This window comes from Streptomyces brasiliensis (assembly GCF_014647875.1).
GTDB lineage: Bacteria > Actinomycetota > Actinomycetes > Streptomycetales > Streptomycetaceae > Streptomyces > Streptomyces brasiliensis.
Genome location: NZ_BMQA01000008.1, coordinates 339,107 through 351,001, shown reverse-complemented (window position 1 = coordinate 351,001; position 11,895 = coordinate 339,107). Strand labels below are relative to the sequence as shown.

General features: G+C 71.2%; 9 protein-coding genes. 4 read left to right on the top strand and 5 right to left on the bottom strand.

Going from position 1 to position 11,895, the window contains the following annotated elements; all coding sequences use genetic code 11:
• Positions 1-118: 118 nt before the first annotated feature.
• The 5 genes from IEZ19_RS16020 to IEZ19_RS16000 are packed head-to-tail and all read right to left on the bottom strand — an operon-like array spanning position 119 to position 5,741.
• A complete protein-coding gene (locus tag IEZ19_RS16020) occupies positions 119-1,429 on the bottom strand; it encodes a DUF58 domain-containing protein (protein WP_189311860.1) in 1,311 nt (436 codons plus the stop codon).
• The gene (locus tag IEZ19_RS16015) at positions 1,429-2,418 is read right to left on the bottom strand and encodes an AAA family ATPase (protein ID WP_189311859.1); all 990 of its coding nucleotides are present in this window, start codon (positions 2,416-2,418) and stop codon (positions 1,429-1,431) included. Before IEZ19_RS16015 ends, IEZ19_RS16020 begins: the two co-directional genes overlap by 1 nt.
• Positions 2,418-3,614 (bottom strand): DUF4350 domain-containing protein, encoded by a 1,197-nt coding sequence (locus IEZ19_RS16010; protein ID WP_189311858.1) that lies wholly within the window; start codon positions 3,612-3,614, stop codon positions 2,418-2,420. Before IEZ19_RS16010 ends, IEZ19_RS16015 begins: the two co-directional genes overlap by 1 nt.
• Entirely contained in the window at positions 3,611-4,393 is a 783-nt protein-coding gene (locus tag IEZ19_RS16005) for a DUF4129 domain-containing protein (RefSeq protein WP_189311857.1), read from the bottom strand. The genes IEZ19_RS16010 and IEZ19_RS16005 overlap by 4 nt, the downstream gene beginning before the upstream one ends.
• Positions 4,394-4,397: 4 nt before the next feature.
• Positions 4,398-5,741, bottom strand: a complete 1,344-nt coding sequence (locus IEZ19_RS16000) for a DUF7847 domain-containing protein (protein WP_189311856.1) — start codon at positions 5,739-5,741, stop codon at positions 4,398-4,400.
• A gap of 140 nt (positions 5,742-5,881) precedes the next feature.
• On the opposite strand from IEZ19_RS16000, the gene mtnA reads away from it, so the two are divergent.
• The 4 genes from mtnA to IEZ19_RS15980 all read left to right on the top strand — a co-directional run bounded on the left by mtnA (position 5,882) and on the right by IEZ19_RS15980 (position 11,808).
• Positions 5,882-7,024 carry an S-methyl-5-thioribose-1-phosphate isomerase gene (mtnA, locus tag IEZ19_RS15995; RefSeq protein ID WP_189311855.1) on the top strand — a complete coding sequence of 381 codons (1,143 nt, stop codon included), beginning with the start codon at positions 5,882-5,884 and terminating at the stop codon, positions 7,022-7,024.
• Positions 7,025-7,213: 189 nt separating this feature from the next.
• Positions 7,214-7,903, top strand: a complete 690-nt coding sequence (mtrA, locus tag IEZ19_RS15990; RefSeq protein WP_015659998.1) for a two-component system response regulator MtrA — start codon at positions 7,214-7,216, stop codon at positions 7,901-7,903.
• Position 7,904: 1 nt separating this feature from the next.
• Complete coding sequence (gene mtrB / locus IEZ19_RS15985; RefSeq protein ID WP_189311854.1) at positions 7,905-9,983, top strand: MtrAB system histidine kinase MtrB; 2,079 nt, start codon at positions 7,905-7,907, stop codon at positions 9,981-9,983.
• A complete protein-coding gene (locus IEZ19_RS15980) occupies positions 9,973-11,808 on the top strand; it encodes an LpqB family beta-propeller domain-containing protein (RefSeq protein ID WP_189311853.1) in 1,836 nt (611 codons plus the stop codon). The genes mtrB and IEZ19_RS15980 overlap by 11 nt, the downstream gene beginning before the upstream one ends.
• Positions 11,809-11,895: the final 87 nt, after the last annotated feature.

Genomic DNA, 11,895 nt, shown 5'->3' with positions numbered 1-11,895 from the left:
GCCGAACAAATTGTGTGGAGACCCCCGTGCTTTTGGCACGGGGGTTTTCTGCGTCTAGGGCCCAATTCAAGGCTCGGGGCCAGACCGCCCCTCCGCCTCCTGGAAATGAAGGGCAGGGTTACAGCCGACCCGCCGCCTTCAAAGCCAGGTAAGCATCCGCCAATACCGGCGCCAGTTCGCTCGGTGTCGCATCGACAACCGTCACGCCATGCCGGCGAAGTTGCTCCGCGGTGCGCTGACGTTCCGCCTGTGCCTGAGCGGCCGCTGCTGCTTCGTACACCGCATCGGCATTTCCACGGGCGGTCACCATGCTGGCGATGTGCGGATCGGCCACCGATGCGACTAGCACCGTGTGGCGCTGGGTCAGTTGTGAGAGCACGGGCAGCAGGCCCTCTTCGACCGGAGCGGCGTCCAAGGTCGTCAGCAGCACGATCAGAGACCGGCGAGGCGCCGTGCGGAGCGCCGTGGCCGTGAGCCCGCGTGCGTCCGTCTCGACCAGTTCCGGCTCGAGTGTGGCCATCGCGTTGACCAGGCCCGGGAGGACATCGCGTGCCGTGCGGCCCTGCACCAGGGCGCGTACTCGACGGTCGTATGCCAGGAGGTCGACGCGGTCGCCTGCCCGGGACGCGAGTGCCGCAAGGAGGAGGGCCGCGTCCATGGAGGCGTCCAGGCGTGGTGAGTCGCCGACGCGTCCGGCCGACGTACGGCCGGTGTCGAGGACCAGGAGGATGTGGCGGTCTCGTTCAGGGCGCCAGGTGCGTACGGCGACTGTTGTCTGGCGGGCCGTGGCGCGCCAGTCGATGGAACGGGTGTCATCGCCGGGGACGTATTCGCGCAGGCTGTCGAACTCGGTGCCTTCGCCTCGGATCAGCACACTCGTGCGGCCGTCGAGTTCACGCAGACGAGCGAGTTTCGACGGGAGATGCTTGCGGCTGGTGAACGGGGGCAGAACCCGCACTGTCCAGGGCACTTTGTGGGTGCCCTGACGAGTGAAGAGGCCGAGGGGGCCGTAGGAGCGGACGGTCACGCGGTCGGCCTGCCGGTCGCCGCGGCGCGTGGGGCTCAGGCGTGTCGTCACGCGTCGGCGTTCGCCGGGCGGCACGGCGAGTCGGTGACGGGAGGCCTCGATCCCCGTGCCGGGCTGCCAACTGCTCGGTGGCCAGGCGTCCCGCAGTCTGGCCCGCAACGGGCGGCGGGACGGGTTGGTGACCGTGAGCGTGACGTCGGCGTGTTCGCCCAGGCGTACGGATGTGTCGCCGGAGCGGGTCAGGACCAGGCGTCGTACGGGTGCGGCGAGGGCGAAGTCGCAGGCACAGGCGAGGGCCAGCGGGCCGTTGACCGCGAGGATGCCCGTCCAGCTGGGTTCCCAGATGCCGATGGGGATCGATCCGAGGGCCGCGAGGAGGGCGGCGCGTCCGGTGAGGGCCATCAGCGGGGGACCGGGACGTGGGCGAGGATCGCGGTGATGACGGAGTCGGCCGTCACGCCCTCCATCTCGGCCTCGGGGCGCAGCTGTACGCGGTGGCGGAGAGTGGGCAGGGCCAGCGCCTTCACGTCGTCGGGGATCACATAGTCGCGGCCGGTCAGCCAGGCCCATGCACGTGCGGTGGCCAGCAGGGCGGTGGCGCCGCGCGGGGAGACGCCCAGAGTGAGCGAGGGGGATTCGCGTGTGGCACGGCAGATGTCGACCACGTAGGCGGTGATCTCGGGAGAGACGGCGGTCTTGGCGACCGCAGCGCGGGCGGCTTCGAGGTCGGCGGGCCCTGCGACGGGGCGTACGCCGGCGGCTCGCAGGTCGCGCGGATTGAAGCCCTCGGCGTGTCGGGTGAGGACGTCGATCTCGTCCTCACGGGAGGGCAGGGGGATCGTCAGTTTGAGGAGGAAGCGGTCGAGCTGGGCTTCGGGGAGGGGGTACGTGCCCTCGTACTCGACCGGGTTCTGGGTCGCAGCGACCAGGAACGGCTCGGGGAGGGGGCGGGGTGTGCCGTCGACGGTGACCTGGCGTTCCTCCATGGCTTCGAGGAGGGACGACTGGGTCTTCGGCGGGGTGCGGTTGATCTCGTCGGCGAGGAGAAGATTGGTGAAGACCGGGCCGGGCTGGAAGGAGAACTCGGCGGTGCGGGTGTCGTAGACCAGCGAACCCGTCACGTCGCTCGGCATGAGGTCGGGGGTGAACTGGACGCGTTTGGTGTCGAGTTCGAGTGCGGAGGCGAGAGTCCGGACGAGCAACGTTTTGGCGACCCCGGGGACTCCTTCCAGTAGTACGTGTCCGCGGCAGAGGAGGGCGACGACGAGGCCGGTCACGGCGGGGTCCTGGCCGACCACGGCTTTGGCGATCTCGGCGCGCAGGGACTCCAGGGAGGCCCGGGCGTTGCCCGGGTCCCCGGCGTACCCGGCGTTGTCAGTGGTCGGGGCCATCATGAACGGCGTACCTCTCTTTCGAGGGCGTCGAGTTGGTCGGTGAGTGCGATGAGGGCCGCGTCGTCGCCGGGCGGCGGTCCGAAGAGGAGCGAGTGCAGGTTCTGTCCGTCGCTGTGGAGGTGCGTGGACAGCGCGGGGAGCAGGGCCTCGGGCGCGTGCGCCTGGGAGACGGGGACGCCGATGAGGGGGGCGAGGCGGATGCGCGTGGTGGAGCGAAGAGCGCCGGCGGCCCGGTCGCGGGCATCGGCCTTGCGGTAGAGGCGGGCGCGGCCTTCGACGGTTTCGGAGGCACGGATCGCGACGGGGAGTTTTTCGGGCACCAGGGGGCCCAGCCGGCGTGCCCTCCAGAGGGCCGCGACGGCTGCCGCGATGAAGAGCTGCAGCGTGCCCCACAGCCAGCCCGAGGGGAGCAGGTCGAAGAAGCCCTTCCGGTCGTCGGCGGTGGGGACCGAGGTGTCGGACAGCGAGGGGAGGTACCAGACGAGATACGGGCGGGAGCCGAGCAGTTGGAGGGCGAGCGAGGCGTTGCCCTGCTTGTCGAGGCGCTTGTTGTAGAGGATGTCGGGCGCGCCGAGGACCACGGTGTCGCCGCCTCGCGAGGCCGCGGGGACGCGCACCAGGGTGGCGAGCCGCTCGCTGGGGTAGCACTCGTCCGCGTCGAGGTGGCTGGTGGTGTAGCGGATGCCGCCGGTGTCGGCGCTGCCCGCGCGCCGGGCGGCAGGCAGGGGGCAGTCGGGGGAGAGCGTCGAGCCGAGGCTGGTGGCAGGGTCGGCGGTGACGCCGGGGGCGAGCCGTTCGACGGACCAGTTGCTGGCGGCCACGAGGACGGTGCGCCCGCCGGATCGGGCGGTCGCGGCGTGGAGCGCGGTCTGCTGGCGGTGTGTGAGCAGGTCGGGTGCGGCCACCAGCAGAGTGGTGTCGGGTCCTGCCGCGGCGCGGACCCCATTCAGGGTGGTGACCACACGCGTGGACACTCCGCGGTCGGAGAGGAGCTCGGCGACGGCCCGGCTGCCGTAGGGGTCGGCGGAGCGCGGGTCGAGGGCGCCGTGCCGGGCATCGGAGCGGACGACGGCGATGGCTACGGCCCCCACGAGGAGGAGCACGAGAGCCGCGAGGATGCTTCGCGCACGGGTCCAGACCTGGCGGGCGGTGGGCGAGACCGAGGTGGACGGGAGCGTGGCTCCGGCGGTCATTCGACGGCCCCCTGGTCGGTGCGGTGGGCCGTGCTGTGGCTGCTGCTCGCGAGGACCGGCTTGGTGCGCTCCAGGTCGCGGTCGAGTTCGGCGATGCGGTGGTACGACTGCTCGCTCGCCATGCGCCCGCCGTACGTCACGTCGTCGAACTCCCGGGCCGCCGCACGTAGCCGGTCCGTGTGCGAGGGCAGGGCGCGGCCGGCTTCGCCTGCCGCCTCGTCGGCGGTGCGGCCGGGGCGGACGTCGAGCAGGGCGCGTTCCTCGAGGGCGCGGACGATGCCGCGCATGCATTCCTGGACGGCCTGGTTCCAGTGGCCCTGGGCGGCGTGTGCCTCGGCGGCTGCTCGGTGTTCGGTGGCGTTGCGGGGGCGGTTGTCGAACAGGGCGGGTGCGGAGGAGGGTTGGCGGCGCGGGGTGCCCAGGCGCCACCACAGGGCGGCCAGGACGGCGACGACGGCCAGGACCACGACGACCAGGCCGAGCGTTCCGCCGGGCGTCGCGGACGCGGCGGCGCCGAGGACCCTGTCGAGCCAGTCCCAGAAGGCGTTCAGGCCACGTTGGACCAGGCCGGGGTCGTTCTCGTGGTACATCCGCTTGGACAGCTCGCGCCGTGCCGCATCCCGCGCGGGGTCGCGCGGGATGGTGACAGGCGGTTCGCCGCCGGAGCGTGCCGGCGACAGGACAGCGGCGTCGCCGACCCGCAGCAGGCTTCGTACGGCCGAGCCGGCGGCGCGTGACAGCGTCGGCGCCGTTTTGAGAACTCCCCCCGCCAAGATCACGGCATCAGCTCCTCGGGGTGGCGCCGGTGCCGTAGCCCTGGACGCCGGCGGCGCGGGCCAGTTCGAGGTCGAGGGCCTCGCGGCGGATGCGCTGGTCGATGTAGAGGAGCACGCCGACGCCCGCGGTGATCGGGAACGTGATCGTGGAGCCGATCACCGAGCCGATGCCACTGATGATGAGGAAGGTCCAGCCGACGTTGCCGGTCCCATTGAGGAAGCCGGAGAAGCCGTCGCCGCTGAGTGCGGCCGCGAGTACGGCGAAGGGGATGACGATGATCGACGCCACGATGTTGGCGATGATTCCGGCGAGCAACTGGATGCCGAAGACCCGCCACCAGGAGCCGCGGACCAGCTTCGTGGAGCGGCTCATCGACTTGAAGATGCCCTGACGCTCCAGCATCAGCGCGGGCGAGGCCAGCGAGAAGCGGACCATGAGCCAGATCGCGACGACGACTGCACCGAGGATGCCGATGACGGCGAGCGCGGCGACGGCGCCGCCCGGTCCGCCGGCCACTGCCACGATGATGGCGGGCAGCGCACCGACGAGCACCACGGCCAATGCGATGAGCGGCAGCAGCAGAACCAGGCCGAACAGTTTGAGGACCTGAGGGCGGGCGTCCCGCCAGGCCTCGCCTATGGTCACGGACTTGCCGAGCACGGCGCGGCTGGTCACCGTCGTCAGCAGCGCGGTCGCGATGATCGTGCCGATCGTGGTGATCAGGACCACGGCGAGGGAACCGAGCAGGGTCTCGCCCAGGGCGCGTGCCACCTCACTGAAGGTGGCACTTGGATCGTTGAGCGATTCGCTGGTCGCTGCGTCGTTCAGGACGAAGCCCTGGAAGAGGATGGTGGCGAGCTCCGTGACGACCGCGACGGTCAGGGAGATGCCCAGGACCGTGCGCCAGTAGGTGCGCATGGTGGAGACGGCGCCGTCCAGAATCTCGCCCACGCCGAGCGGGCGGAGCGGGATCACGCCAGGCTTGGCCGCGGGCGGAGGACCGCCCCAGCCGCCGCCCCAGGCTCCGTAACCGCCGGGACCGCCGTATCCACCGCCGCCGTAACCGCCGGGACCTCCGTAACCACCACCGGGGTTCTGGCCGCTCCAGCCCGGACCGGGCGGTGGGGGCGGCGGTGCCTGGCCCGGGGTGCCTGTGGGCGCGGACCACTGGCCGGGTGGCGGCTGCTGGTGGGACCACTTCGAACCGGCGTCCTGCGGATCCGCGCCCGGTTGCTCGGCAGGCTGTGCGGGGCCGGGCCGATCGGCCGGCTCTGCAGGCCCGGACGCGCCGGGGTTCTGCCCGTCCGACGGGGCGGATCCGGGCGAGGCCCAGCCCGGAGTGTCTGTCATCGAAGCTCCTTCACGGTGCCCGTCCGCGGGCGCGACTGCAGGTTGGCAGCCATCGTGCCATGGGGTGGTCAACCGTGGACCGGCCGCGGTATCGGCTGCACACCTTCAATTGTCCGAGGGGTAGGGGGCAGACTGACCGCATGGCTGATCAGCAGGCGCAAACCGGCGAGGACATACGGCCGACCGACATTCCCGCGATCCGATGGGAGGAACCGCCTGAAGGCCCTGTTCTGGTCCTTCTCGACCAGACGAGGCTGCCGGCCGAGGAGGTCGAGCTGGTGTGCACGGATGCTTCGGCGCTGGTCGAGGCGATCCGTTCCCTTGCCGTGCGGGGGGCGCCGCTGCTCGGCATCGCGGGGGCCTACGGCGTCGCGCTCGCCGCCGTACGGGGCTTCGACGTGGACGAGGCCGCGAAGGCGCTTCAGAGCGCCCGGCCCACGGCGGTGAACCTCTCCGTCGGCGTGCGCAGGGCGCAGTCCGCTCACCGGGCGGCGCTTGCGCGGAGCGGAGAGCCGGAGGATGCGGCCGCGGCGGCGCTTGCCGCGGCGCGGGCGCTGCACCGGGAGGACGCCGAGGCCAGTGTCCGTATGGCCGAGCACGGGCTGGCGCTCCTGGACGAGTTGCTGCCCGGCGGCGGGCACCGGATCCTCACCCACTGCAACACTGGATCGCTGGTGTCGGGCGGGGAGGGCACGGCGTTCGCCGTGGCGCTTCACGCACACCGGGCCGGGCGGCTGCGGCGTCTGTGGGTGGACGAGACGCGTCCGCTCCTGCAGGGCGCACGCCTGACGGCCTACGAGGCGGCCCGCAGCGGCATGTCTTACACCCTGCTCACCGACAACGCGGCCGGTTCGCTGTTCGCGGCCGGGGAGGTGGACGCCGTGCTGATCGGGGCGGACCGCATCGCCGCCGACGGGTCGGTGGCGAACAAGGTGGGGAGCTATCCGCTCGCGGTGCTTGCGCGATACCACCATGTGCCGCTCATCGTGGTGGCGCCGGTGACGACGGTCGATCCGGACACGCCGGACGGGGCGGCCATCGAGGTCGAGCAGCGTCCCGGGTACGAGGTGACCGAGGTGACCGTGCCGCAGGGCGCTGCGGCGGGCGCGGTGGGCGGAGTTCCGGTGGCGCCGCTGGGCACGCAGGCCTACAACCCGGCGTTCGACGTGACGCCGCCCGAGCTGGTGACGGCTATCGTCACCGAGGAGGGCGCGGTGTCGCCGGTGACGGCGGAGGGCCTCGCGGAGTTGTTCGAGCGCTCGCGTCGGGCCACGGTCGACTAGCGGGCCGAAGCCGGCTTGCGGGACTGGCAGGCAGTCCTGCCGGCCGGTGAGCGGACCGGGACGGCCGGTCCTACGGCACGATGCCAGGGACTCAGCCGTGTGAGGGCAGACAGTAACCGGCCCGTACGACTATCGTCACTGGTCGGTGACCCTGCTCACCTGTGGCGCCTTCACCGTTATGAGAATGGGATGATGTCGTTTATGAAGGGACGAGTCCTTGTCGTCGACGACGACACCGCACTGGCCGAGATGCTCGGAATTGTGCTGCGTGGTGAAGGTTTCGAGCCGTCTTTCGTAGCCGACGGTGACAAGGCGCTGGCCGCTTTCCGTGAGACCAAACCCGACCTGGTGCTGCTGGACCTGATGCTGCCCGGCCGGGACGGCATCGAGGTGTGCCGGCTGATCCGCGCCGAGTCCGGGGTGCCGATCGTGATGCTCACGGCCAAGAGCGACACCGTCGACGTGGTGGTGGGCCTCGAATCGGGTGCCGACGACTACATCGTGAAGCCGTTCAAGCCGAAGGAGCTGGTCGCCCGCATCCGGGCGCGGCTGCGCAGGTCGGAGGAGCCGGCGCCGGAGCAGCTCGCCATAGGTGACCTCGTCATCGACGTGGCCGGGCACTCCGTGAAGCGGGACGGTCAGTCGATCGCGCTGACGCCGCTGGAGTTCGACCTGCTCGTCGCGCTCGCCCGCAAGCCGTGGCAGGTGTTCACGCGTGAGGTGCTCCTGGAGCAGGTTTGGGGCTACCGGCACGCCGCCGACACGCGTCTGGTGAACGTGCATGTGCAGCGACTGCGCTCCAAGGTCGAGAAGGATCCGGAGCGTCCGGAGATCGTCGTGACCGTCCGTGGTGTCGGTTACAAGGCCGGACCGAGCTGACGTGTCGGGGGACAGCGCCGCTTCGGCCCCCGGCCGTTCCGGGGCCCGACCGGGGCGGTCTGTCGGCCGTGAGACGGCGGGTTCGCGCTGGGGACGCCTCTTCGAGGGCGGGCTGCTGCAGGGCGGTGTCCAGGGCAGTCCGGTCCTGAGGCTGTTCATGCGCTGGGTGCGCCGACCGCTGCTGCCGGTCATGCGGCTGTGGCGGCGCAACATCCAGCTCAAGGTCGTTGTCACGACGCTGCTGATGTCGCTCGGCGTCGTTCTGCTGCTGGGTTTCGTCGTGATCGGGCAGGTGCGCAACGGCCTGCTGGACGCCAAGGTGAAGGCCTCGCAGAGCCAGGCCACCGGCGGGTTCGCGGTGGCCAAGCAGAAGGCCGACGAGGCGGCCAGCGGCACGGGAACGGCCGACGACGCCTCGGCGGTGGACGGCCGGCAGTCGCAGAACGTCATCCAGTGGATGAGTGACCTCGTCGAGTCGCTCTCCAGCGGTGGCCAGGGTGCCTTCGACGTGGTCACGCTCCCGGCCGGCGACGACAGCGGCGGCGGGCGCAGCCCGCGCGGTTCCGGGTACGTCGACCCGTCCGCAAGCGTGCCCGTCGACCTGCGCGCGCGGATCAACGACAGTACGACGGCGGCCCAGAGCTACACCCGCATCGTCTACAGCAACGGCAAGGACTCCCAGCCCGCGTTGGTCATCGGCAAGCAGGTCAACGACCCGAACGGCGACCCGTACGAGCTGTACTACCTCTTCCCGCTCACTCAGGAGGCGAAGTCCCTCAGCCTGGTCAAGGGCACGCTCGCGACCGCCGGGCTCTTCGTCGTCGTACTGCTCGGAGCCATCGCGTGGCTCGTGGTGCGGCAGGTCGTCACGCCCGTGCGGATGGCGGCCGGGATCGCCGAACGGCTGTCCGCCGGACGGTTGCAGGAGCGGATGAAGGTCACCGGTGAGGACGACATCGCGCGCCTCGGTGAGGCCTTCAACAAGATGGCGCAGAACCTGCAGCTCAAGATCCAGCAGCTGGAGGACCTGTCGCGGATGCAGCGGCGGTTCGTGTCGGACGTCTCGCACGAGCTGCGGACACCACTGACGACCGTACGCATGGCCGCCGATGTCATCCACGAAGCCCGTGAGGACTTCGACCCGGTGACCGCGCGGTCCGCGGAGCTGCTCGCCGACCAGCTGGACCGTTTCGAGTCGCTGCTCGCGGACCTGCTGGAGATCAGCCGTTTCGACGCGGGCGCGGCGGCGCTCGAGGCCGAGCCGATAGATCTCCGGGAGGTCGTACGGCGGGTCGTCAGCGGGGCCGAGCCGCTCGCCGAGCGCAAGGGCACGGTGATACGCGTGGTCGGCGACCAGCAGCCCGTCGTCGCCGAGGCCGACGCCCGGCGCGTCGAGCGGGTGCTGCGCAATCTCGTGGTCAACGCCGTGGAACACGGCGAGGGCAAGGACGTCGTCGTCAAGCTCGCCGCGGCGGGCGGTGCGGTCGCGGTCGCGGTGCGCGACTACGGCGTCGGTCTCAAGCCCGGCGAGGCGACTCGCGTCTTCAGCCGCTTCTGGCGGGCGGACCCGGCACGCGCGCGTACCACCGGAGGTACGGGCCTGGGGCTGTCCATCGCCCTGGAGGACGCCCGGCTGCACGGCGGCTGGCTGCAGGCCTGGGGCGAACCGGGAGGCGGCTCACAGTTCCGGCTGACGCTGCCGCGGACCGCGGACGAGCCGCTGCGCGGCTCGCCGATACCGCTGGAGCCCAAGGACTCGCGGCGCAACCGCGGACTCGACGACGCCGGACTGCAGCGGGGCGGCGAGGACAAGCGCGCCACGGTGCCCGCGCAGTCCACCGGTAGTCAGGTTCCGCTGCCGCCGCGCTCGCCGATCGCACACCGGCTGGCCTCCGTGTCCCCGGCGGCGGACCCGACCGCGCTGCCCGGCAACGGCGCGCGCGTGGTGCCGCGGCCCACCGGGAGCGCACGGCGCCCCGACGACGCGCCCGCCGCCGACGCGGCGCCGGACGACAGTCCGGACCCGGCCGCCCTACAGGGGGAATCGAACACGTCAGGGGAGGCATTTCGTGGGCGCTGAACGCGAGGGGGGCGTGCGACGCCCGTCTGTGCGCCCGGTGGTGTACGCCGCGTGTGGTGCCGTCCTGCTGGCCGGATGTGCCTCGATGCCCGACAACGGTGACCTGCGAGACGTCGAGTCGACGCCGCGGCAGGACACACAGGTGCGGGTGTTCGCCATGCCGCCCAGCGAGGACGCCCAGGCCGGCGAGATCGTGCAGGGCTTCCTGGAGGCGCTGACCAGCGACGATCCGCACTACGACACGGCCCGCAAGTATCTGACCGCCACAGCGGCGAAGAAGTGGCGGCCCGAGCAGTCGACCACGGTGCTCGCCAACGGGCCGAGCACCGAGGCCGACCGCCAGTCCGGCGGCCGGGAAGACGCCGCCGCCGACGTCATCTACACGCTGACCGGGACCAGGATCGCCACGGTGGACCAGCAGCAGGCGTACACGCCGGCCGGCGGGTTGTACAGCAAGAGCCTGCACCTCATACTTGACGCGAAGAGCCGCCAGTGGCGCATCGACACGCTTCCGCAGGGCGTCGTGATGGGCAAGTCGGACTTCCAGCGCAACTACACGTCCGTCAACAAGTACTACTTCGCCTCGAACACCTCCGTGGGGGCGAGCGGGCAGCCGGTGGCGGTCGCCGATCCCGTCTTCGTACGCAAGCGCGTGGACCCGATGATGCAGATGGTGCGTTCGCTGCTGAACGGGCCGACGACCTGGCTAAGGCCGGTGGTCCGGTCGAGCTTCCCGACCGGTACGGCGCTCAGGAAGGGCGTCACCTCGCTCACGCCCGACGATCAGAACAAGCTGATCGTGCCCCTCAACGACAAGGCTTCCCAGGTCGGGGCGACCAAGTGCACCGAGATGGCGACCCAGTTGCTGTTCACGCTGCAGAACCTGACGCCCACCGTGGACGAGATCGAACTGCGGGGCGCCGACGGCGAGACGATGTGCGACCTCATCGAGCGGCGGGCCGCGTCCGTCGCCTGGCACGGCTCCGGCAACCATCCCGGCTACCTCTACTTCCTCGACGACAAGCACCGGTTGGTCCGGATCGCCGGCACCGGCACGAGCACCAGCGCGGTTCCGGTGCCGGGCGCGCTGGGCAAGGGCGACAAGCCGCTGAAGTCCGTGGCGGTGTCCCACGACGAGCGCACCGTGGCGGGGGTCAGCGCCGACGGCCGCTCCCTCTACGTCACCTCGCTTGCGTCCGGCGGTTCGCTCGGTGAGCCAGTGCTGACCAGCCGCGGGGCCACCGGCGCCGACCGGCTGACGACGCCCACCTGGGACGCCCGCGGTGATCTGTGGGTGGCCGACCGCGACCCCGGCGACCCCAAGCTGGTCCTGCTCGAGCACGGCGAGGGTCCGCCGCTGGTGGTGCGAACGACCGGGCTGCCCGGCCGTATCAAGGACGTGCGGGTGGCCGCCGACGGCGTGCGCATGGCGCTCGTCGTGGAGAAGGACGGCAAGCAGTCCCTGCTCATCGGGCGGATCGAGCGCGACGACAAGTCCGGCGAGGGTCCGGCGGTTCTCGAACTGCGTTCGGCTGCCCCTGAGTTGGAAGAGGTCACCGCTATGTCGTGGGCCGGGGACAGCCGGCTCGTGGTGGTCGGGCGCGAGCAGGGGGGCGTGCAGCAGATCCGGTACGTCCAGGTCGACGGCGCTACGCCCGATGGCCTGGCGCCCGCCGCCCTCACGGGAGTGAAGGCGATCGCCGCGTCCGAGGACGAGCAGGCCCCGCTGGTCGCGTACTCGGAGGACGGGATCGTACGGCTTCCGGCCGGAGAGCAGTGGCAGAAGATCGTCAAGGAGGGGTCGGCGCCGGTTTATCCGGGGTGACGCTTCCAGGTTTTCGACGTCGTGCGGGTCGTCGCTACTCGTGTGAGTGAAGGCCATTACGCTTCGCGCCGACTTGTCCACAGTGTG